General features: G+C 62.4%; 21 protein-coding genes. 14 read left to right on the top strand and 7 right to left on the bottom strand.

Features of this window, described 5'->3' with window-relative positions:
• Positions 1 to 175 precede the first annotated feature (175 nt).
• The 4 genes from ACZ5J0_RS19340 to ACZ5J0_RS19355 all read left to right on the top strand — a co-directional run bounded on the left by ACZ5J0_RS19340 (position 176) and on the right by ACZ5J0_RS19355 (position 4,400).
• Positions 176 to 2,218 carry a beta-galactosidase gene (locus tag ACZ5J0_RS19340; RefSeq protein WP_464093835.1) on the top strand — a complete coding sequence of 681 codons (2,043 nt, stop codon included), beginning with the start codon at positions 176 to 178 and terminating at the stop codon, positions 2,216 to 2,218.
• Positions 2,219 to 2,367: 149 nt separating this feature from the next.
• Positions 2,368 to 3,039 carry a hypothetical protein gene (locus tag ACZ5J0_RS19345; protein WP_464093836.1) on the top strand — a complete coding sequence of 224 codons (672 nt, stop codon included), beginning with the start codon at positions 2,368 to 2,370 and terminating at the stop codon, positions 3,037 to 3,039.
• 196 nt (positions 3,040 to 3,235) lie between these two features.
• Positions 3,236 to 3,778: a GNAT family N-acetyltransferase gene (locus ACZ5J0_RS19350; protein ID WP_464093837.1), complete on the top strand. Its 543-nt coding sequence runs from the start codon at positions 3,236 to 3,238 to the stop codon at positions 3,776 to 3,778.
• Positions 3,779 to 3,899: 121 nt separating this feature from the next.
• On the top strand, positions 3,900 to 4,400 hold the full coding sequence (locus ACZ5J0_RS19355; protein ID WP_464093838.1) for an NUDIX hydrolase: 501 nt from the start codon (positions 3,900 to 3,902) through the stop codon (positions 4,398 to 4,400).
• Between the two features lie 247 nt (positions 4,401 to 4,647).
• On the opposite strand, the gene ACZ5J0_RS19360 is transcribed toward ACZ5J0_RS19355, so the two are convergent.
• Positions 4,648 to 4,893, bottom strand: coding sequence for a recombinase family protein (locus ACZ5J0_RS19360; protein ID WP_464097209.1), 246 nt, complete (start codon positions 4,891 to 4,893; stop codon positions 4,648 to 4,650).
• A gap of 147 nt (positions 4,894 to 5,040) precedes the next feature.
• Between ACZ5J0_RS19360 and ACZ5J0_RS19365 the strand changes: the two genes are divergently transcribed.
• From ACZ5J0_RS19365 to ACZ5J0_RS19375, 3 genes are read left to right on the top strand one after another with little or no spacing between them, the layout of a single operon-like run.
• Positions 5,041 to 5,406, top strand: coding sequence for a metal-sensitive transcriptional regulator (locus ACZ5J0_RS19365; RefSeq protein ID WP_142937396.1), 366 nt, complete (start codon positions 5,041 to 5,043; stop codon positions 5,404 to 5,406).
• Between the two features lie 49 nt (positions 5,407 to 5,455).
• Positions 5,456 to 5,689, top strand: coding sequence for a heavy-metal-associated domain-containing protein (locus ACZ5J0_RS19370; protein WP_165450154.1), 234 nt, complete (start codon positions 5,456 to 5,458; stop codon positions 5,687 to 5,689).
• Between the two features lie 8 nt (positions 5,690 to 5,697).
• Positions 5,698 to 8,175: a heavy metal translocating P-type ATPase gene (locus ACZ5J0_RS19375; protein ID WP_464093840.1), complete on the top strand. Its 2,478-nt coding sequence runs from the start codon at positions 5,698 to 5,700 to the stop codon at positions 8,173 to 8,175.
• A gap of 75 nt (positions 8,176 to 8,250) precedes the next feature.
• Here ACZ5J0_RS19375 and ACZ5J0_RS19380 read toward each other — a convergent pair whose 3' ends face one another.
• Positions 8,251 to 8,523 carry a DUF2277 domain-containing protein gene (locus ACZ5J0_RS19380; protein ID WP_024818746.1) on the bottom strand — a complete coding sequence of 91 codons (273 nt, stop codon included), beginning with the start codon at positions 8,521 to 8,523 and terminating at the stop codon, positions 8,251 to 8,253.
• 157 nt (positions 8,524 to 8,680) lie between these two features.
• On the opposite strand from ACZ5J0_RS19380, the gene ACZ5J0_RS19385 reads away from it, so the two are divergent.
• Complete coding sequence (locus ACZ5J0_RS19385; RefSeq protein WP_011776688.1) at positions 8,681 to 8,944, top strand: WXG100 family type VII secretion target; 264 nt, start codon at positions 8,681 to 8,683, stop codon at positions 8,942 to 8,944.
• Positions 8,945 to 8,999: 55 nt separating this feature from the next.
• Here ACZ5J0_RS19385 and ACZ5J0_RS19390 read toward each other — a convergent pair whose 3' ends face one another.
• Positions 9,000 to 10,022: an EamA family transporter gene (locus tag ACZ5J0_RS19390; RefSeq protein WP_166841937.1), complete on the bottom strand. Its 1,023-nt coding sequence runs from the start codon at positions 10,020 to 10,022 to the stop codon at positions 9,000 to 9,002.
• A 71-nt stretch (positions 10,023 to 10,093) separates the two neighbouring features.
• Between ACZ5J0_RS19390 and ACZ5J0_RS19395 the strand changes: the two genes are divergently transcribed.
• From ACZ5J0_RS19395 to ACZ5J0_RS19410, 4 genes are all read left to right on the top strand, one after another.
• On the top strand, positions 10,094 to 10,642 hold the full coding sequence (locus ACZ5J0_RS19395) for a CGNR zinc finger domain-containing protein (protein ID WP_142937392.1): 549 nt from the start codon (positions 10,094 to 10,096) through the stop codon (positions 10,640 to 10,642).
• A gap of 293 nt (positions 10,643 to 10,935) precedes the next feature.
• Positions 10,936 to 13,665, top strand: a complete 2,730-nt coding sequence (locus tag ACZ5J0_RS19400; protein ID WP_223941271.1) for a DUF7927 domain-containing protein — start codon at positions 10,936 to 10,938, stop codon at positions 13,663 to 13,665.
• A gap of 94 nt (positions 13,666 to 13,759) precedes the next feature.
• A complete protein-coding gene (locus tag ACZ5J0_RS19405; RefSeq protein WP_464093841.1) occupies positions 13,760 to 15,241 on the top strand; it encodes a SpaH/EbpB family LPXTG-anchored major pilin in 1,482 nt (493 codons plus the stop codon).
• Between the two features lie 111 nt (positions 15,242 to 15,352).
• Positions 15,353 to 16,270 (top strand): class C sortase, encoded by a 918-nt coding sequence (locus tag ACZ5J0_RS19410; protein ID WP_142937389.1) that lies wholly within the window; start codon positions 15,353 to 15,355, stop codon positions 16,268 to 16,270.
• On the opposite strand, the gene ACZ5J0_RS19415 is transcribed toward ACZ5J0_RS19410, so the two are convergent.
• The 3 genes from ACZ5J0_RS19415 to ACZ5J0_RS19425 form a co-directional block, all read right to left on the bottom strand.
• Positions 16,267 to 16,611 (bottom strand): hypothetical protein, encoded by a 345-nt coding sequence (locus tag ACZ5J0_RS19415; protein WP_166841940.1) that lies wholly within the window; start codon positions 16,609 to 16,611, stop codon positions 16,267 to 16,269. The two genes, ACZ5J0_RS19410 and ACZ5J0_RS19415, sit on opposite strands and share 4 nt — an antisense overlap.
• A 68-nt stretch (positions 16,612 to 16,679) precedes the next feature.
• Complete coding sequence (locus ACZ5J0_RS19420) at positions 16,680 to 17,264, bottom strand: hypothetical protein (protein WP_464093842.1); 585 nt, start codon at positions 17,262 to 17,264, stop codon at positions 16,680 to 16,682.
• 9 nt (positions 17,265 to 17,273) lie between these two features.
• The gene (locus ACZ5J0_RS19425; RefSeq protein ID WP_166841941.1) at positions 17,274 to 18,614 is read right to left on the bottom strand and encodes an MATE family efflux transporter; all 1,341 of its coding nucleotides are present in this window, start codon (positions 18,612 to 18,614) and stop codon (positions 17,274 to 17,276) included.
• A gap of 41 nt (positions 18,615 to 18,655) precedes the next feature.
• Between ACZ5J0_RS19425 and ACZ5J0_RS19430 the strand changes: the two genes are divergently transcribed.
• The gene (locus ACZ5J0_RS19430; protein ID WP_142937386.1) at positions 18,656 to 19,246 is read left to right on the top strand and encodes an antibiotic biosynthesis monooxygenase; all 591 of its coding nucleotides are present in this window, start codon (positions 18,656 to 18,658) and stop codon (positions 19,244 to 19,246) included.
• A 64-nt stretch (positions 19,247 to 19,310) separates the two neighbouring features.
• Positions 19,311 to 19,745, top strand: coding sequence for a DoxX family protein (locus ACZ5J0_RS19435; protein WP_250820877.1), 435 nt, complete (start codon positions 19,311 to 19,313; stop codon positions 19,743 to 19,745).
• A gap of 136 nt (positions 19,746 to 19,881) precedes the next feature.
• On the opposite strand, the gene aztD is transcribed toward ACZ5J0_RS19435, so the two are convergent.
• Entirely contained in the window at positions 19,882 to 21,195 is a 1,314-nt protein-coding gene (aztD, locus tag ACZ5J0_RS19440) for a zinc metallochaperone AztD (protein WP_464093843.1), read from the bottom strand.
• Between the last annotated feature and the right edge of the window lie 67 nt (positions 21,196 to 21,262).

Below are 21,262 nucleotides of genomic sequence, written 5' to 3' on the forward strand. Positions count from 1 at the left end.
CTGAATTGTGCTGTGTGGATTCGTCGCTCATCCGAGCGGAAGTTCGGTGTGTGACTGTGAGCGGTTCCAGTTAGTCACAGCTCTGTGATCTATGTCAACACTAAACTTCATCTAGTCAGCGCCTTTAGGGCTGTGATAATACTGGGAGCGCACACAGTTCTAAGGAGACTATTCGATGACAGACGTCCTGCAGGCCCCCGCCGCCCCACGCGCACCCGCGCCTTGGGTACAGCGACCGGCCGGCCTTTGCTACGGCGGGGACTACAACCCCGAGCAATGGCCCCGTGAGGTCTGGGTGGAAGACATCGCGCTGATGCAGGAGGCCGGGATCAACCTGGTGAGCATCGGCATCTTCTCCTGGGTGTTGCTGGAACCCCGCGAAGGTGAATACGACTTCGAATGGCTGGACGACTTGATGGACCTGCTCGCGCAGGCAGGCATAAGCGTTGACCTCGGAACACCTACGGCGGCACCGCCTGCCTGGTTCTGGAAGAAGTACCCGCATGCGCGCCCCGTGACCCGTGAGGGCGTCACCTTGGGCAACGGATCGCGTGGCATGGCCAGCCCCAGCTCCCCGGAATATCGCAGGGCTGCCACCAACATCACCGAGCAACTGGCACGCCGCTACGCAGCCCACCCCGCGCTGGTTCTTTGGCACGTCCACAATGAATACGGCGCACCGGTCAGTGAGTCCTACGACGAGCAGTCCGTCCTGGCGTTCCGCGACTGGCTCCGCAACCGTTATGGCACTTTGGACGCTCTAAACCAGGCTTGGGGCACCCTTTTCTGGGGGCAGAAGTACGGCGAGTGGGATGAGATTGACGCACCCAGGCTTTCGGCCAGCGTCAGTAACCAGGCACAGCGGCTCGACTTCCGCCGGTTCACCTCGGACGCCATGCTGCAGTGCTTCATTGCCGAGCGCGATGTCATCAAGAAGTACACGCCTGATCTCCCTGTGACCACCAACTTCATGGCCACCAACTGCCTTTCAGCCGACTATTGGGCCTGGGCCAAGGAGGTGGACATCGTTGCGAACGACCACTACCTGGTTGCGCAGCGCGCAGACAACCACGTTCTCCTCGCCATGGATGCCGACCTCACCCGTTCCTTGGCAGGCAACCGTCCCTGGATGCTGATGGAACACTCCACCGGAGCCGTGAACTGGCAGGGCCGGAACATTGCCAAGCGGCCCGGGGAATTGGCCCGCAACAGCGTGTCCCACCTGGCACGCGGGGCAGACGCCATCATGTTCTTCCAGTTCCGGGCCTCCCGCTATGGCGCTGAAAAGTTCCACTCCGCCATGCTCCCGCATGCCGGTACCGGCACCCGGATCTGGCGGGAGGTCCTTGATCTGGGCGACGACCTCAGGAAACTCGCCCCCGTGAAGGGCTCCACCGTGGATTCGCGGGTGGCCATCCTCTGGGACGTGGAATCCTTCTGGGCTCAGGATTTGGAATGGCGGCCCACCAGCGACCTTGATCACCGCGAGCGGATCGAGTCGTTTTACTCCGTCCTGTGGAACCGCGGCATCAGCGTGGACTTTGCCCACCCCGAAGCGGACCTCTCCGGCTATGACCTGGTTCTCGCCCCGGCGCTTTACCTGGTGGGTGACGAGGCGGCTGCGAACATCAGCCGCTACGTTCGCGACGGCGGGCACCTGATGGTGTCCTATTTCTCCGGAATCGTGAACGCCAACGACACCGTCCCGGCCGGCGCCTCCCCGGGTGGGCTCCGTGATGTTCTCGGCCTGGAGATTCACGAATTCCTGCCTCTGCGTGAGCACGAGATCGTCACTCTGGGCAGCGGCGCCACCGGAACGGTGTGGTCCGAAGAAATCCACGCCAGCACCGCCAGCGTACTCAGCCGTTACACCAGCGGCCCGGCGGCCTCCGGCCCCGCCATCACGCGCAACACGTTCGGCAGCGGCACCGCCTGGTACATCTCCACAAAGCTCGACGGCGGCCACCTCGCTGACGTCGTACTTGACGCCGTGAATGCTGCAGGAATTGAGCCCGGAGTTCAACCGCCCGCCGGATTGGAGGTAGCTTCGCGCCATTCAGAAGAAGGCACCTTCACCTTCCTCATCAACCACACCGACGCCGACGCCGAGTACACGGCGAGCGGACTAAACCTGCTCTCCGGAGAGGATGTCAGCGGAACCGCACACGTTCCGGCCGGCACCATCTGCGTGGTCCACACCCCAGCGGAAGGGCACTGACCCCGCTGACACCGAGCCGTCGGCCCGGACCGATTACGGTCCGGGCCGGCGTTCCACCCCCGCGGGCTGCCACCCGCCGTCGAGCTGGTCCTCACCCTGAGGGCCCGTGGTAGATTCGATAGGCGAAAACGCGCAAAAAGGGGTTGATCATGAGCGACGCAAGGACATCCCGGGCGCGGTATTTGAATGCCGTTGCTACCTCGCTGCTGCTGGTCACCGTCACTGGCGGGCTCGCTGCGTGCCGCGACGAAAACAAGCCCACGCCCCCTTATCCGGCAGTCGAATGGCAAGGAACTGCGCCCAACGCGGCCATAGAAGCCGATCCCTGGGTCATGGCAGCCCGCAAGTCACTCGAGGCTCAGGCCGTCGCACAGAATTTTACTGATTTCACGTTGCCCCAACTGGTGGAGACCACAGGCCTGGATCTCCGAATTCGCCTTTCCAGGCACCCCTTGAACGATGTTGAGCAGAAACGACGCCCGGACATCCGCCCAGGGCCCGATCCCTTCCTCCCCATGGAGGTCAAACCGGGCCCGACTGCCGGCACTGCCGAGGTCCGCGGTTGCGTGGTGCGTTGGGCGTCCGAAACAGGCGACGTGCCGGATGAACTGAATGCCACCGGCGTGATGTTCCGAATGGAACACCTCGAGGCAGGGCAACTGCGGATCAGCAGCGTGGTGACACTTCCCCAACAGGACTGCAGTGCAGCGAAGCCACCCGTGGCCCTGTTCGCACCTGCTCCGGAGCCGTCCGACATCACCGACGCCCAGGATATTGTCCGGGCCGCACGAGCTGACATCGACCCTCCGGCGATGCCCTGAGTACGTAGGCCCTGGCTGCAACGAGGTCGTCCTGACCATGCCGGTTCCCCACTAAGCTGGTTCAATGAGCTCGGGCCCGTGTTCTGCTACACGCCGACGCAGTTCGCCCGCGATCGACCCACTTCCTTGGGAGCGGGACGATCGCAGCCTCGGAATCTCGCCCGCTGCCCGGGGGGGCTCCGCGTAGAGTCTTAGAATGAATCCCCTGGAGCAGCCTGTACTCGTTACGCCCCCTTACAGGCTCCGCTCATTTACGGCAGCCGATGTTCCTGTGATCCAGGAAGCCTCGAGCGATCCACTCATTCCTGCCATCACGACAGTTCCCGCCAGCGGTTCACGCCAGTCAGCTCTGGCCTTCATCGAAAGACAGCACCAACGCTTAGTTGATGGCACCGGGTACTCCTTCGCTATTGCTGATGCCTCCTCTGATCAGGCGGTTGGCCAAATCGGGCTGTGGCTGAAGAACCTCAGCCAAGGCCGGGCGAGCATTGGCTATTGGGTGGCGCCAAGTCATCGGGGGAATGGAGCTGCTTCCTCTGCTTTAGGTGCCCTCGCCGCCTGGGGTCTTGCGCAACCCGGGATTCATCGATTGGAACTCTACGTCGAGCCTTGGAATGAGGGCTCCTGGCGCGCAGCCGAGCGCAGCGGGTTCGTACGGGAAGGGACGATGAGGAGCTGGCTGGAGATTGGCGGCCAGCGCAAGGACATGTACATGTACTCGCGCCTTCCCGCTCGCTAGAAATCACGCTACGGGACACTGTCGGGCCGGAAGTGTCAGCGACGTGTTGAGGCCGCTTATCGTGGGCTGGTACTTGGATTGGTCCTCCACAGAGAAGGAGAACTGTGTCTGTCATCGACACTTGGAAGACTGGGATGTCATTGCCAGTCGCGACTCTGCGGCGACCCTTGCCTTCACTCCTGCAGCAAGTCACGTCGTCCTTTTCGAACAGTTCCGTGTGGGGCCCGAGAAAGCACTACTGGAACTCCCCGGCGGATACCTCAACGCCGACGAGCAACCCGCGGATGCAGCTCTTCGAGAGTTACGAGAAGAAACCGGCTACCACTCAGAATCAACCTTCTACGCTGGCTCAGAGTGGTGGGCTGCGAACTCGTCACGACGCAAACATCTTGTAATAGCCGCCAACGCATCGGAAAGATTTGACGCGGCCTGGGACGAGTCTGAATCCGGAGAGGTCCGCCTTCTTCCCATCTCGGAACTCATGGATTTTCTGGTCAGCGGTGAACTCACCGACGCAGGTCTGGCCTGCCGCGGCTTGGCAGCTCTCGCCCGCAGCAATCCCGATAACGAACTGCTCACAGATCTACGTGGCTGCATCCGCAAACTCCTACTGACCCACTAGCGACTGCCGTGGCAAAGTTGTGGTCCGCTTCGGCCCATAGGAGCCGAGCCTCACGGCGGTCCGGTGAAGCATCCCGCCGGACGGAAGGAGGCCTGTGCACAGCACTTTGATCATTCGTGCAGAGGACTTCTAAAACTCACGACCAGCAGTCGGCCTTCGCGTAATATTTCCGTCCCAGATGTTGTTCCAAATCATCTGCCGTGGACAGCAGTCACAAAGACAACTTCCGGGACAGTTCGCTGCGGTCTTAGGAGCCCGTGCCGAGGTATCGGTAGACGGTGGCGCGGCTGGCTCCGATGACCTTTCCGATGTCCGATGGCTTGAGGCCCCGGGCTTTCAGTTCATGTGCTCTCTTGACCTTCTCGTGGTCTGTCGTGATTTCCCGGCGTCCTGCTTTGCGTCCGTTAGCAGCTGCAGCCGCCATGCCAGCCTTGGTGCGCTCGGAAAGCTGGTCTCGTTCAAGCTGGGCGAACGCGGAAATGATGGTGACCATCGCCTGGGCCACCGCTCCCCCGGCTGTCGGGGATTTGTCCTAGTCCTACTAATCGTCGCGGCTCGGCGGCGGAGTGGCTGATATTTCCAAGGCAATACCCCCAGGGGGTACTTGACACCATACCCCCTATGGGTATAGTTTCAAGGCATGAGCACGCCAGACCTGAGCATGAGCCACCCCAATGCACCCATCATCGAGGTGGACCTGGAGCACGCCGCTCCCCACGGGTACACCAGCAATAAGGACGCCTACCTCAAACGCCTGAAACGGATTGAGGGCCAGGTCCGCGGGATTGCGCGCATGGTGGAGGATGACAAATACTGCATCGACATCCTGACCCAGATAGCCGCCGCCACCAAGGCCCTTCACGCCGTCAGCCTGGGGCTCGTTGAGGAGCACATCGGCCACTGCGTCGTGGGGGCCGCCTCCGAGCCCAACCCCGAAACCCGCGCCGAACAGATCGACGCCAAAGTGAAGGAGGCCACCGATGCCATCGGGCGCCTGCTGCGGTAATTCAGCCACTAAGCACCACACTATTCAACTCATCACCAAGGAGACCCCCATGAGCCAGAGCATTTACACCAACGTCAACGTTTCCGGCATGACGTGCGGTCACTGCGTCTCCAGCGTGAGCGAAGAACTCGAGTCACTCAACGGTGTCGAAAACGTTGCAGTGGACCTAAATCCCGGCGGCCTGTCAACCGTGACCATCACATCAACCAAGGAGCTTTCGCCGTCCGAAATCGGCGAGGCCGTGGCAGAAGCCGGCTACCTGGTGGTAGCCAACGAAGCTTAGGAGTCCTCTTGAGTAGCCAGGAGACTTTCAACCAACCCGCACAAAGGGTCATCGAACTGGACATCGAGGGCATGACCTGCGCCTCGTGCGTCAATCGAGTGGAACGAAAACTGGGCAAACTCGAGGGTGTGGAGGCCAGCGTCAACCTGCCCCTCGAATCAGCCCACGTCACAGTCCCGGCAACCGTGACAGACCAGCAAATCGTGGACACCGTCAACGCGACGGGTTACAAAGCCACCATCCGCCACACCCCAGCTCCAAACACCCGAGAAATCCCCGGACACACTCCCCCTCATCACACCCACGAACACGGCGATGATGTGCTTGAGCCTGCCGGACCTGAACGCGACCATGGCGGCGACGCCGGAGGGATGCGGCAGCATGCGTCTAAGGGAGGCACGACCGAGCATGCAGAGCATGGCACCGGCATTGCCGCGCTCATCGAGCATGCAGAGCATGGCGCCAGCGGAGCCGCGCATATGGATCACGAGAACCACATGGCTCACGGCCCCGCCGCCTCCACGCTCCGCCCACGCTTGATCGCCGCCGCCATTCTGACTGTGCCGGTCTTCGCGATCTCCATGATTCCCGCCCTCCAGTTCGCCAACTGGGGATGGGTTGCCGCAGTACTCGCCTTGCCTGTGGTGAGCTGGGCTGCCTGGCCTTTCCACCGGGCGGCGGCCGTCAATGCCCGGCATTTCGCTTCCACCATGGATACCCTCGTCTCCATCGGTGTGATTGCCGCGTACCTTTACTCGGCGTGGCAACTGTTCGCCGATCCCCGCATGACGGAACACCCCGGCATGGAAAGCATGTCCGGCGGAGGCCTCTACTTTGAGGTGGCTGCCGTAGTCACAACTTTCCTGCTTCTGGGCCGCTACCTTGAAGCGAACGCCAAGGCCAAGGCCGGTAACGCGCTCAAAGCGCTGCTGAACCTTGGCGCCAAGGACGCAACCATCCTTGTGGACGGCGTTGAGGAGAAGATCCCGGCGGATCAACTCCTTGTGGGGGACGTCATCGTCGTCCGCCCTGGTGAGAAGATCGCCACGGATGGCGTGGTCACGGACGGCGCGTCCGCCGTCGACGCCTCACTGGTTACCGGGGAATCGGTGCCGGTGGAGGTTGGGCCGGGCAGCCTGGTGACGGGCGCTACCATCAACACTTCCGGTCGGCTCTTGGTCCGCGCCACCCGCGTGGGATCGGACACGACCCTCGCTCAGATGGGCCGGCTGGTCAGCCAAGCGCAGACAGGAAAGGCGCCCATTGCACGGCTCGCTGACAGGATCAGCTCTGTCTTCGTTCCAATTGTGCTGATCATCGCCCTGATCACGTTCCTTGTATGGCTGTTCTTCTCGGGCGACCTCAACGCAGCATTCACCGCAGCCGTTGCGGTTCTGGTGATCGCGTGCCCCTGTGCCCTGGGCCTGGCAACTCCGGTGGGGCTGCTGACGGGGACGGGACGCGGAGCTCAACTGGGCATCCTCATCAAGGGCCCACAGGTTCTTGAGGACACCCGCCACGTGGACACCATCTTGCTGGACAAGACGGGTACTGTCACCAGCGGGAAGCTCGCCGTGGACCACACGGTTGGCCTGAACGGCTACGCCCCGGCAACCGTTCTAACCCTGGCTGGGGCTGTCGAATCGGCCTCCGAGCATCCGATCGCGCACGCCATTGCGGCCGCCGCCGAGGATGCGATGCCCGACGCCGGGACCCTCCCTGGTGTCGAAGGCTTCAGTTCCGCTCCGGGCGGCGGTGTGAGGGGCACCGTCTCACTTGACGGAGTCTCCAAGACCGTAGTTGTCGGACGTTCCGGCTGGTTGGAGGAGAACGGCATTCCGCTCGATTCAAGCCAACGCGAGGCCCTGGCGGCAGAGGAAAACGGTGGCGCCACAGCCATCTGGGTAGCTGTGAACGGTGAGGCTGCAGGGATCGTGAGCCTGAGCGACACCATCAAACCCGGCTCTGCAGCAGCAATCCGGAAGTTGAAGGACCTTGGAATCCGTCCCATCCTGCTGACCGGCGACAATGCCGCAGTGGCCGCCCAAGTGGCTGCCGCCGTCGGAATTTCACCGGAAGATGTCTTCGCCGGCGTACTTCCGGAGGGCAAAGTTGAGGCGGTTCGGAAGCTGCAGGCTTCCGGGGCCACTGTTGCCATGGCCGGTGACGGCGTGAACGATGCCGCAGCCCTGGCCCAATCGGACCTTGGTATAGCAATGGGATCGGGGACCGATGTTGCCATCGAAGCCTCGGACTTGACGGTCATGGGCAGTGATCTTGGTCAGCTGGTGCAGGCGATTGAACTATCGCGCAAGACCCTGTCCACCATCAAGACCAACTTGTTCTGGGCATTCTTCTACAACGCGATTGGCATCCCGGTGGCAGCACTTGGATTCCTGAATCCGATGATCGCCGGCGCGGCAATGGCGGCCAGCTCTGTGCTGGTGGTTGCCAACTCGCTAAGGCTGCGCTCGTTCGGGAAGTAGACCCAACCAACTGGGCAGTTGTGGGTGTTCAGGAACGTCTGGTCACCCACCACTGCCTTGCGGCGCGAACTGCGGCTAGGCAGCCCCAAACCGGACGGCGGCCCGGGCCTTCGCCTTGGCGGCTTCCTCGTCGCGATTCTTCGCCGGCGCATGGCTCACCAGGGAGTCAAGGAGATGCTGCGTAATATGCGCGATCTCGTGGACGGCCTCCGCGAAGGCTTCCTCGTTGGCCTTGGAGGGCTTGGTGGATCCGCTGATTTTGCGCACGTATTGCAGGGCAGCGGCCTCCACTTCGGCGCTCGTGGCGTGCGGTTCGAAGTTATGCAGGGTCCTGATATTGCGGCACATAACCCCATGCTAACTATGGGCAGTGCTACATGGGGAGGGGTGCCCATCGACGGTTTTTGCATTCCCGGGATAGGTTTTAGTTATTGGATCTTCCGGATGAGCCGGAGGCCGCTGGGGATGCCGAAGAGCTCGGGTCCGAAAAATGAAGGAGAATCTCATGGCTATTTGGGGTGCAGATGTTGATCAGCTTCGTCAGCTCGGTAACAAGCTGAAGGCCGGTGCTGAGAACATCGAGCAGCAGCGTTCACAGCTCAAGGGCGCACTTGACGGCACCGACTGGAAGGGCCCGGACGCTGACAAGTTCCGCGGCGAGTGGGACAGCCAGCACGCTTCGAACCTGAAGAAGGTTGCCGACGCACTTCGCGAAGCCGGCGATCGCGCTCAGAAGAACGCTGAGCAGCAGCAGCAGGCCTCCAACTAAGACAGTTGGGAAGAATGCCCGGACGCACAGCGTCCGGGCATTCTCTTGTTAAAGCCTATTTCCCGGTGACGTTCACGGAGGGGACCGGTTCAACATCGTTCGGGTGATCCAGGACCCGGGCTACTTCCTGAGCTGCCCGCCGATCTCCACGCAGCTCATCGACGCGAACCAGGACCACACCACCCACAATGAGGAGCCCTCCCAGCAGCTGGATCGTCCCCGGGAGTTCGCCCAAAAGCAGCCAGGCCCAGATCACGGCAAAAAGCACCTCGGTCAGGGACACGAACGAGGCCACCTTGGACCCCAGGCTGCGGGCAGCCATGATGCCGGTAACGTACGCGAGTACCGTGGCCAGAATGATGAGCCCCACGGCGGAAACCCACCAGGGGGTGGTCCACGGCCCCAGCGTTGTGTCGGCGGTGCTGAACGTCATGGGCAGCAAGCCCACCAGGCCTACGAGCCACATCACCAGCGCTCCCACGAGGAGGCCCCCTGAAGCGAGCACCAGTGGCGGGAGGGTGTCGTTCTCTTTCGCGGTGATGAAGAAGTAGATGACCAGGCACACGGCTGCGGCCATGCCCCACAGAACGCCAACCAAGTCCACCTTCACGGCACCTGTCAGATCAAGCACCAGAACCAGGCCGCCCAGGGACAACAGCGCGCCGGCTGCGGTGAGCGCGCGGGGCCGGCGTCGGCTGGCAATCCAGAGCCACAGCACAATCATCACCGGGGCCAGGTACTCAAGCAGCAGGGCTACGCCTACGGAGAGGCGGGCAACGGCGTTGAAGTAGAAGAGCTGGCAACCTGCTACGCCGATGAGACCGAACAGCAGGATGGTCAGCCAGTTGTCCTTGAGTTGGTGCCAACGGCCACGTAGAACCACGACGGCGGGAATCACCAGGATGAGCGCGGCACCGGTGAGGCGCACGGCAACTGCGGCGCCGGGTGACCAGCCGGTTTCCAGCATTGATTTGGCAAACGAGCCGGACGTGCCGAAAACAGCCGAGGAAAAGAGTGCGATGCCGAGTCCTGATGCCAGGAAACTCTTTGCATCAGCCTTCGTCGTTGGAGCTGACACAGCAGCCTCCTGTCAGGAGTAAAGTGGGCTTATGGTCATGACAGTACTCCCGAAACATGTAAGGAGTCAAAGTGCTTTTTGCGCCTGACACCGAGGTAGCCCTCCGTAGCGTCGTTAATCTCATCAACACCGCCGCCAACGGAGAGGAAGCGCTGGTCACCGTGCAGGACCTCAACGCCTTCCTGGACGCCGAAGAGTTCACAGGCTCGCGGGTCCATACGCCGGCGGAGTTGGATAGCATCAAGCACTTGCGTCGCGAACTGGCAGCCCTGTGGAGCGCCGATGAGGACACGGCGGCAAAGTCCGTCAACAAGCTGCTCGCCGACGCAAAAGCACTCCCCCAGCTCGTCAAACATGACCACTGGGACTGGCACCTCCACGCCACAACCCCGGAAGCGCCGCTGGCAGATCGGATGGGCACCGAAGCTGCCATGGCCATCATCGACGTCGTCCGAAGCAAGGAAATGGATCGCATGCGCGTATGCGCTGCGGAGGACTGCGATGCCGTCGTCCTGGATCTCAGCCGCAACCGCTCCAAGCTCTACTGCGACACCGGCAACTGCGCCAACCGCGCCCACGTCGCGGCATACCGGGCAAGAAAAGCCGCCGAGGGCGTGTGACGCCGGCATAACTGCGGCCGCGCGTCTATACGGTCATCCACCTGATGATTGCACCCGGCTTTTCATGGGAGTGGGCGCCACTTCCCAGCCGCAGCGCTGGACGTGACAGTCCGGCTATTGACCCCGCTATTGCGCGGCAATGGTACTTTCGCATCCCTTTTTTCAAATGTGACCAGGGTCACATTCATTTCCGCATCATGATTTTCCGTCATGCCGTACTTACTCCTCAGTAAGAAATAAAGGGGCGGCCCTCCAGAGGGTTGATTGGCCATGGCATTAGGAAAAGGGACTCCATGCGGCAGAAGTTTGAGCACAAACGTGCCCACGATCAAGACGGGCGGGGTGAAGGCAAGGGCCGGACTCTGCTCGCGCTCATTGCGAGCGTTCTTCTCGTAGTAGTAGGAATGTCAGCTTATGGAGTAGTCAACGCTCCCACGCCCGTGAGCGCACTGCCCGGCTCCCCCGGAGTCACCCAGCCTGGCACCTTGGTCTACAGCGAAGACTTCTCCAACATCAGCGCTGCCACTGCTCCCATCCCATTGACTTCATACACGGGCGGCGCGGCTGCACAGAACGAGCAGTACACGGCAGATGCAGCCTGGCTTCCCGGTTACGGCGCCTGCAACGGCTGGATCGTACGGCAGAGCACTCCGTTGCCGGCCAACGGCGGCGTCATCACCAACAACGATCAATGCGACCGCAACAATGCCATCAATTTTCTTCGCGACATGGCCTATGTCATGGGCAAATACCAGGGTATGACCGACGCTCAGGCCGCTCAAAACCAGATCCTCAGCGAGTACACCAACACTTCCAACGGAGTCCAACCGGCGGGGCTTCAGCTCCAAACCACCAAGAACACGATTCCCACCATCGCTGGCCATTACTACGCGATTTCGGGCATCTTCGGGGAAACCAACTGCTTCTCCAACCACGCCCGCCAGGAATTCTCCATCCTCATTAATGGCGTAGCAACGGTGGTCGGTTCAAACCTGGACCCCTGCGCTGATCCCAGCCGGCAAGTCTTCAATTACGGCAATACCGATTACAGCGTGGCAAAGCTCCAGTCGGGAGCTATCCAGGTCCCGCTGACCGGCACCACCCCTACGCTGGGTATCCGGGTAAGGAATTTGCAGGCCACCGGCACCGGCAACGACGTCGGATTCGACCTTCCCCAGCTGGTTGACGTTACGCCACAGCTGGATAAGGCATTCAGCCCCACCAGCATCTTCCAGGGTCAGAACACCACCTTGACCTACACCGTCACCAACACCAGCGACCTGATGGCCAAGAATGGCTGGCACTTCGTTGACACCCTGCCCACTGGCCTTACTGCGGTCGGCCCACTCGGTGGCACATGCGTCCGTACAGCGGGCACTGTCTCAGGCCGTACGGTGGACGTCACCGGGAACCTCGCGCAGGGCAGTGCCTCGTGCACCATCACGGTAACCGTCACCAGCAACACCCCCGGTATTTACAACAACTCAGGGTGCTTGGCCAACGACGGCACGGCCATTCCCAACTGCACCAACAACTTCCCCACCATCACGGGGCTTTACTCTCCCGGAACGGCGCCTTTGACCGTCCGTCCGGTGGTGGACCTGTCCATCACCAAGAGTGCCAACATTGCCGCTTACGTCCCGGGCCAGCCGATCACGTACACAGTTGTGGTCCACAACAACGGACCCAGCGATGCTGTCAACGCCGTATTCACCGACCCCCTGCCCTCATCCATCACAGGTGCAACCTGGACCTGTGCGGTTACGGTTGCGGGAACCTCAAATCTGCCCCCGGCCGGACCCACCGCCTGTAACGCTCCCACCGGCACCGGCAGCATTTCCGGCACCGTAAGAATCAACGTGGGCGGAACCCTGACGTACACCATCAAGGGCACGGTGGCACCGGGCACCACCGGAATCATTACCAACACGGCCAAAGTCACGCCTCCAGCCCAAACAGCTGTTCCCAACATGCCAGGCGGTGGGCCCGTTCCGGTTCCCGGATCAACCACCATGGTTCCCACCGTCGATCCTGCCTGCCCGCCCTTGCCCGGGGTTGGATGTTCCGCAACGGTAAATACGCCCGTGGAGCCCCAATGGACCATCGCCAAGTCGGCCTCAGTGGGCACCCAGCCGTCAAACGGCCAATGGGTGAAACCCGGCGACACCATCACGTACACCGTTACCGCCACTAGCAACCGCGGCCAGATCAATAACGTCGTCCTCACGGACAACCTCGCAGACGTCCTGGATCAGGCCACGTTCGTCCCCGGATCCGCAGTCCTCACCATCGGCTCCGCAGCGCCGGTCGCCGTCGCGAATCCCGTGGCACCGTCCACCACGCTGACTACCCAGCAGTTCACTCTTCCGGCCGGACAAACCGCAGTGCTCAGCTACAAAGTCACCGTCAAGGCGGACGCTTGGAGTGCTCAACTGGTCAACGTCGCCACTGGCGCCGGCAGCGTCACACCCGTCCGCTGCGCAACCAGCACCACACCGCTGGCACCGGAATGCTCTACCACCCACCTGACACCGGCCAAGATCCTCATCGAAAAACTCGGCGAATCGTCCGACGACGAATGGGTTCCCATGGCGGGATCCACTTGGGCCATCCACAATGACGCAGCCGGAGCGCCGGGCGCAGTCAACACCAGCTTCACCGTGGCTCCCGTTCCGTCCCAGACCGGACAGTTCCAACTCGAGGGCATTCAGCCGGGCGTGTACTGGCTCGAAGAGACCACAGCTCCGGATGGCTTCAACCTGCTGGCCGAAGCCGTGCAATTCACCGTTGCCGCCAACGGTGCCGTGACCATCGGCCAAGGAAGCGGCGGCGGAGTCGTGACAACGAGCGACGCCGATGGAAACGGTATCTTCCTGGTCACCGTCCGCGACGTCCCTGCGCTGAAGATGCCTGAATCCGGCGGCATCGGCTGGTGGCCGTTTGCAGCCGCTGGAACGTCATTGCTTCTCATTGCCATGGTCCTCGCGTCAGGCAATGGACGACGCACCCGAAACCACCCATAAAACGTCATTCCCCGCCTGCAGCAAAAGCGGCAGGTCCAACCCCAGAAAATGTTCGCTCCCGAGCATCGCATCATCACCCATGAAAGAGGAAAAAGTGAGTAATCAAAGCTCCCGGCGCCTTTGGAAGGCCGCCGCCACCACCATTGCCGGTGCGGTACTGGCAATGTCCTTCTCCGCCGCCCCGGCCTCGGCAGCCCCGCTGGTGGACGCGGACCAGATCGGTTCCATCACGGTCCACAAGTTCGAACGCCCGGACACCCCCACCGGACTGCCCAACAATGGCACGGCCGTGGACACCACGGGACTGACCGCTTTGGCCGGCATCGAATTCACCATTCAGCAGGTCAACGCCATCGACCTGTCCACGAATGCCGGCTGGGACGCTGCCCACAACCTGAGCAGCGTCTTCTCCCCCGCCGATCCCGCAGGATCCATAACAGGTGCAGGGTTCACTCTGGGATCCGGCACTGCCCAGGTCACCGACGCCGCGGGCACCGCAGCGTTCGGCAACCTCCCCGTCGGCCTGTACCTGGTAACGGAAACCAACTACCCGGCCGGCGTGACCCCGTCAGCTCCGTTCCTGGTTTCAGTGCCGTTGACTGACCCGGATAACAAGGACAACTGGCTCTACAACGTCCATGTGTACCCCAAGAACTCCATCACGGGTGCAGAGAAGACCGTCACGGATGCTCCCGACGTCAAGCTCGGCGATCAGATCGACTTCACCATCACCGGTGACATCCCGAACGAAGCAGTCATTGACGGCTACAAGATCGTGGACCAGCTGGACGACAAGCTGACCTACCTTGATGCCAGCGCCACACTAGTTGATGGCACGGTCATCACCGAAGGCACCCACTACACGGTTGCCTTCGATGCTGCCACCAACACGGTCTCCATCGTCTTCACCCCCGCAGGCCTCGCAGTGCTGGCTGCCAACAACGACACCAAGGTACAGGTTGTTGTAAACACCGCCGTCAACACCATCGGCGAAATCGAGAACGACGCCATGGTTTACCCGAACCTGGGCAGCTTCACCACCGTTCCCGGCCAGCCCGGCGGCCCCATCATCACTCCCCCGGTTGTCACCAAGTGGGGCGAGATGACGCTCCTGAAGACCAACGAGAACGGCGCTGCCCTTGCCGGCGCTTCCTTCTCCGTCTACACCAACCAGGCTGATGCCCTGGCCGGAACCAACGCTATTGTCATCAACGGTCAGAGCACCTTCACCGTTGCTGCCGATGGCACCCTCACCATCTCCGGCCTGCGCTACTCCGACTGGGCGAACGGCGCTGCAGTACTGCCCGGCTCCGCCGATTACCGCACGTACTACCTGGTGGAAACCACCGCTCCGGAAGGCTACGAGCTGCTCGCAGAGCCGATCTCCTTCCTGATCAACTCGGCCAGCACCACGGTGGGTGTTGACCTGGAGGTCAAGAACATCCCCTCCAACGGTGGCTTCGAATTGCCGCTCACCGGTGGTGTGGGAACCGGCCTGTTGTACGCAGCAGGCGCACTCCTGGTAACCGGCGCCGGACTCCTGTTGGTCCGTTCACGCCGCAGCACCAACAGCTAGTCACCGCCAACCTGCAAGGGTTCGCAACCTGAACACCAAAGCGGGGAAGATCGCCGAACACGCGCTCTTCCCCGCTTTGCTCCCCCAGAGCACAAATCCCCCAGGACTCTCATGTCAAAGCACCAAGACTCCAAGCTGCGGCCCCAGCGAAACATCCGCGCCGGATGGAGCGTCCAACGCATCATCATCGTCGTCGTCGCCATCCTGGGCGTTGGAGTGATGCTGTACCCCACCGCCGCCGCATGGTTCTCCGACCGGGTTCATGCCACAGAGATCAGTGGCTATGTGGACACCGTGGAGAATCTCTCTCCGTCGGCCCAAAAAACACTTCTGGACGAGGCCCGGCAGTTCAACAAGGAGCTGCCATCCGGGCCGCTTCGCGACCCGTACTCGTTGAACAACCGAGGCGAGAAAACCGTCGTCGGGGCCGGCTCGGACGCTTACAAAAAAATACTCGACGTCGGACCCGGCGGAATGATGGGACGCATCAGCATCCCCTCCATCCACTCGGACCTGCCCATCTTTCACGGCACCGATGATGAAACGCTGTCCAAAGGTGCCGGGCATCTTTTCGGTTCCGGCCTGCCGGTTGGCGGAACGGGGACCCACAGCGTGCTGACTGCCCACTCAGGCTTCGTTAACGCGACGCTCTTCGATGACCTGGACCAAGTACGCCAAGGCGATGTCTTCTCCGTAACGGTGCTTGGCGAATCGTTCTATTACAAGGTCGATCAGATCAAGACCGTACTGCCGGAGGAAACGGACGATCTCCGCAAAGTCCAGGACAAGGATTACGTCACTCTGGTGACATGCACGCCCACAGGGGTCAACAGCCACAGACTCCTGGTGCGTGGCGAGCGCGTTGACGCCCCAGCCGCCGGATCCGCCCACGCACTTCCCAGTCAAGCTATGGACCCGGGATTCCCTTGGTGGGCACTGGCACTCGTCGGCACAGCGGTGCTCATAGTGGTGGTCACCCAGCCCCGTAAGGCGCGGCCCACCCGTGGTGAGGAAGCGGCGGAAGGTTAGCGGCCGGCGTCGGGCGTTTCAGGCCCGTCGCCCGGAGCAGCCGCGCCGCCGTGGCCGGGACGCTTGGAGCTGAGGTTGACGCCGGAACCCTTGCCGAGGTGGTCGGCGTTCTCTTTGTGGCTCATGGAGAGCATGGCTGCCACGACGAGGCTCACGATGAACGCGATGCCTGCGCCTGTGAAGGCGAGGTCGAACCGCGGGGCCTTTGCGCTGCCGCCGGACGCGAAGATCAGCACGGCAACGAAGGCCAGCACTGCAAAGAATGCGGAGAACATGAGGGGTCCCTTGACCGAGGTCCGCATCTTGCGCGGTTCTCCCTGCGTCTGGTCTGCCACGGTCATTCCTCCAATGATGGCGGTTAGTCCCCGCCGGTCAGCAAAAGTTCTACAACGAGTAGAACGTCCAGCTACTAGTTTACGGCCTCGGGCGAAGCGCCGGGAGCAGCAGCCCGGGCCGAACCGCCCGCAGCGGTCTTGGCTTCGTGCCGCAGCGTCAACCCGGAGAGAATCCACAGCACACCGGAAATGATGGCCCCGCCGCCAGCTACGCCCAACAGCGCATGGGCGCCCAGTGACGTGAAGAACGGGAGCAGCACCGCAGTACCCATAGCAATGACACCGGACACAACCCAGTCGCGCGCCAACGCATCCCGCTTCCGGAGGCCATGGACGAACTCCAGGAGTCCCAGCACCAGCAGCGCCAGCATGGCCGACAGCGCAACGCCCGCGTCAGATTGTGTGACCAAAGCGCCAACACCTCCCAGCGCAACCACCAACGGAACGGCAACGGGCAAAGCGCGGGACATCCACACTGCCGCTGCGGTCGCCAACAAATACAGCCCCACGGCCCAGGCCAGGACGTGCACCGATGGAGCAGCCCAGAAGATGGTCACTGCGCCGAACACCAGGGCAACCGTCGCGCGGATGAGCACGGGTTTCCAGAGTCCGGCCTCGGTGGCAGATGGAGTCTGGGCAGGAGTCGCAGGGAGAGTCACCCGTCCAGTTTAGTGCGAACCCAGCACCATCCACCGATCGGTCCGCGCGCGCAGCCCCAAAGTCACGCCGCGGGCCAGCATGTAGCCCAGCGCAAACGCGGCCCACAACCAAAGGAGCCCCGCCTCGCCGTCGGGCTTTATCTGGTGAATCGCCACCAGCAACGGCAAATAGACCACCAGATTAACGACGCCGGCAATCGCCAAATAGCGCGCGTCGCCAGCACCGATGAGCACTCCGTCAAGGACGAAGACGTAACCTGCCAGCGGTTGTCCCACCGCGAGGACCCACAGTGCAACGGTGAGGGCGGAGCGAACGCCGGCGTCGGACGTGAAGAGGTATCCGGCCCACGGAGCCGCGATGGCCAGGAGTGCGCCGGTGATCACACCGAACCCGAGGCCCCAGCGGATCATGGTGCGGGTGAGTTCACGGACGCGTTGGGCGTTCCGGGCGCCCAGTTCCTTGCCGATAAGGGCCTGTGCGGCGATCGCCAGGGCGTCCAGGGCAAAGGCGAGGAAGGAGAAAATGGTCATGGCCAACTGGTGTGCCGCCAGGTTCACTGCGCCCTGGGCAGTCACCACCAGGACAGTTGCGAGGATGGCCAGGCGGAGACTCAGCGTACGCAGCATGAGCCACGAACCCACTTTGGTCATGGCCCGGATGCCATGCCAGTTGGGCTTAAGGGACACCCCGTGTTGCCGCGCGTTCCGGCTGACCATCACCAAGTAGACGGCGGCCATGGCCCATTGTGCGATGCTCGTGCCGATCGCGGAGCCAGCCACGGACATATTCAGTCCGTACACGAAGAACACGTTGAGGACGATGTTCACGGCGAAGCCTGCGGTAGCCACCACCAGCGGCGTCCGGGTGTCCTGCAATCCACGGAGCACGCCGGTACCGGCGAAGATGAGGAGCATCGCGGCCAGGCCAGGCATGGACCATCGCAGGTAATCGACGGCGAACTGGCGAACCTCTCCAGTGGCTCCCATGGAGCCAACCAGCGGCTCGGCCGCAACAAAACCAGCCACGGCGAGCGCCAGCCCCAGCAGCAGTGCCAGCCACACGCCGTCGCGCCCTGCTGCCAATGCCTTCCCCAATTTGCCGTCGCCGATCGCCCGGGCCACCGCCGGCGTCGTTGAATACGCCAGGAAGACCATGAGCCCTACGGCGGTGTGCAGGATGGTAGATGCGAGGCCGACACCTGCCAGCTGGTCGACGCCCAGGTGCCCCACTATGGCGGAGTCAGCCAGCAGGAACAGCGGCTCGGCAATGAGCGCACCGAAGGCGGGGACGGCCAGGCGCAGGATCTCGCGGGCGTTGGAGCGGGTGGGAGCGGTTGTGGTTTGAGGCACTAAACAAGCCTAGTCCGCCGCTGGCCGGGTACATTTGGGCCGTGTCACACGAGCATCCCGTTACCGTTTCCGTCGCCCGCACTATCCTTCCGGGCTACACCCGCCAAGCCAACGCGTGGGCCCACGCCGGCCAGGAACTTGCCCGCGAGTGGCCGGGATACTTGGGGTCAGGCTGGGTGCGCAATGGGGTGGATTCCACGGAATGGCACATGCTCTACCGTTTCGCCGATGCCGATTCGTTGCAGGGGTGGGAGGACTCCGAGGAACGCCGCTGGTGGATCGACAGCGCCAGGGACATGATGGAGACCACCCGCGTGGAGCGGCACACGGGGATTGAGGGCTGGTTCTCTCGTCCCGGCGACGTCTCCGTGGTTGTGCCCGAAACTGTGGTTCCTCCGCGTTGGAAGCAGGCCATCAGCATCTTTCTGCCGTTTTTCCCGCTCAGCCTGTTGGCCAATTTCCTGCTGCACCCCTTGACGCAGGATTGGCCGCTGGTGTTCGCGGTGCTCCTTAACATCGTGATCCTCACGCCGCTGATGACGTACATCTTCCTACCGATCACCACCCGGCTGCTGCAGCCGTGGCTTCAGGCGAAACCGCGCCAGAGGCGGGGGCTCACGCCGGGCAGCTGAGGCTTTGGTCATAAAAAGCCTCAATTAGTTGACACTTCAACCTTTTTTCGGAAGGGTTGACGGTATGAACAAGACCAGCTTGACCACCACAGCCCTGACCATCCTGCGCGTCATTGCAGGATTTCTCTTCGCCGCGCACGGTTGGCAGAAGTTCAACGAATTCACCATCGCCGGCACACAGGCATCGTTCGCCCAGATGGGTGTGCCGGGCGCTTCCGCAGTAGCCCCAGTCGTGGCAACCCTTGAGCTGGTGGGCGGCATCGCGCTGATCATTGGCTTCCTGACCCGCGTGTTCGCCGCGCTCCTGGCCGTCAACATGCTCGGAGCACTGTTCCTGGTGCACGCCCCGGCCGGCGTCTTTGTTGGTAACGGCGGATACGAACTGGTTCTGCTCTTCGCGGGCGCTGCCTTGGCCCTCGCTCTGGCAGGTGCCGGCAGGATCTCCGCCGACGCCGCTCTCTTTGGCCGCTCCGGCTCCAAGCTCCGCGTCCTGGCCTAGCCACCCCACCACCCGACACCCCACCCCCCACCGACGCTCTCTCACATAACAGCCCCAAAACACCGGCGCTCTCTCACTTCCTTCAGGAAAGTGAGAGACCGTCGGCGTTTAAGCAGTGGGATGTGAGAGAGGGTTTCTAGCCCTTGACGCCCGTCAGCTCGTTCGGCACATGCTCCAGCTGAGCAGACTTCTTCACCTTGCCGGTCTTCAGGTCCACCGCGTGGATGGTGCTGGTGGCTGGTTCGGTGACGAACGCCGTCGAGCCTTGAACGAAGAGAGTGGGACGCGGGTCCTGCCAGGTTGCGGACTCCTCCCACGCGCCCACCACCGGGATGGTGGAGGTGATCGCTCCGGAGATCGGATCGATCACCCGCAATCCACCGTCAGTGCCGAGTACCAGCGCCTCGCCAGCCGGTCCGCGGCCCAGCGAACGGAAGGAGTAGCTGGTGCCGATGTCCACCAACTGCATCGCGGCGGTTTGGGTGTTGACCAGCGAGATCCGGGTTGGCCGCTCCGGCTTGGCTGACTTGTCTACCTTGTAGTCGCCCAGGATCACTGGGGACTTTTCCGAGCCTGCCTGGTTTCCGAGTCGCCCATACGAATCCGGACTGGCCACCTTGGTGATGGCACCATCCTTGTAAATCAACATCCCGTTTTCGCAGCCCACCACCACGGCTTCACCCGCGGCAACAGCTTCACCGTGAACGCCGGGGCAGTCCTCATTACGCGCAATTTCAGTGCGTTCCTGTCCCTTTCCCGCAGAGAGCACCGCAATTCCGGAGCGACTCTCCTCGTTGCCCAAGGTCACCAGCAGCTTGCCATCTTCAAGTTCCACGGCCACGCCGTGATGCGCCTCGGGCGTGGTGTAGACGTCGGTCGAAGGCAGTTTTCCGTCCTCCGCGGCAGCGGCCAGAGCAGAGGTCTCGAAGCTCTCCACCTTGCCGGAGCCGTCGTTGAACAGCACGGTCTTACCTCCGTGCAGCACCACGTGGCCGGCCTTGTCCGCCGCAAACGCCAACTCAGTCAGCTTGGGCTCCGCTGTGTAGTGGTGGCTGTGATCGCCGTGCGGTTCGGTCCAGGCACCCGCGTCGAAGAGCCGGAAGGCATCGCCGGTGGATACGAAAACGTGCCTGCCGTCACCGGCCGGATTCAACCGGTTGAAACCGGACATTTCCGCACTTCCCACGGGCTCAAGTGAAGTTGCATCCAGAACCGAAATGCCGGCGTCGTGGGTGTAAACGAGACGAGGGGTTGGGGCGCCAGCCTCCTTCGCACTGGGAGTTGAGGCGGCCGAGGGCGTTGCATCGACCGCGTTGCCCACCGAGCCGCCGGGAGTGGCGCAGGACGCCAGCAACAGAGCAGAAAGTCCGACGGCGGCGATCGGCAGGGCGCGGAGGCGGCGGTTGCGCGGGGCCAGGACAGGGGACATGAAAATGGGGTGATGAGGCATGAGTTAATGATATTGATTCTCATTTGTGTCGCAAATCGATGCTGGGGTGACGCTGTCACACTTCACG

The organism is Arthrobacter sp. DualSoilB13, assembly GCF_055389195.1.

Coding starts and splice junctions, on each gene's coding strand:
- ACZ5J0_RS19360 (WP_464097209.1), bottom strand. CDS start 4,893: ATGGTCACCATCATTTCCGCGTTCGCCCAGCTTGAACGAGACCAGCTT.
- ACZ5J0_RS19385 (WP_011776688.1), top strand. CDS start 8,681: ATGGCTATTTGGGGTGCAGATGTTGATCAGCTTCGTCAGCTCGGTAAC.
- ACZ5J0_RS19345 (WP_464093836.1), top strand. CDS start 2,368: ATGAGCGACGCAAGGACATCCCGGGCGCGGTATTTGAATGCCGTTGCT.
- ACZ5J0_RS19435 (WP_250820877.1), top strand. CDS start 19,311: ATGAACAAGACCAGCTTGACCACCACAGCCCTGACCATCCTGCGCGTC.
- ACZ5J0_RS19365 (WP_142937396.1), top strand. CDS start 5,041: ATGAGCACGCCAGACCTGAGCATGAGCCACCCCAATGCACCCATCATC.
- ACZ5J0_RS19370 (WP_165450154.1), top strand. CDS start 5,456: ATGAGCCAGAGCATTTACACCAACGTCAACGTTTCCGGCATGACGTGC.
- ACZ5J0_RS19340 (WP_464093835.1), top strand. CDS start 176: ATGACAGACGTCCTGCAGGCCCCCGCCGCCCCACGCGCACCCGCGCCT.
- ACZ5J0_RS19415 (WP_166841940.1), bottom strand. CDS start 16,611: ATGACCGTGGCAGACCAGACGCAGGGAGAACCGCGCAAGATGCGGACC.
- aztD (WP_464093843.1), bottom strand. CDS start 21,195: ATGCCTCATCACCCCATTTTCATGTCCCCTGTCCTGGCCCCGCGCAAC.
- ACZ5J0_RS19350 (WP_464093837.1), top strand. CDS start 3,236: ATGAATCCCCTGGAGCAGCCTGTACTCGTTACGCCCCCTTACAGGCTC.
- ACZ5J0_RS19400 (WP_223941271.1), top strand. CDS start 10,936: ATGCGGCAGAAGTTTGAGCACAAACGTGCCCACGATCAAGACGGGCGG.
- ACZ5J0_RS19380 (WP_024818746.1), bottom strand. CDS start 8,523: ATGTGCCGCAATATCAGGACCCTGCATAACTTCGAACCGCACGCCACG.
- ACZ5J0_RS19410 (WP_142937389.1), top strand. CDS start 15,353: ATGTCAAAGCACCAAGACTCCAAGCTGCGGCCCCAGCGAAACATCCGC.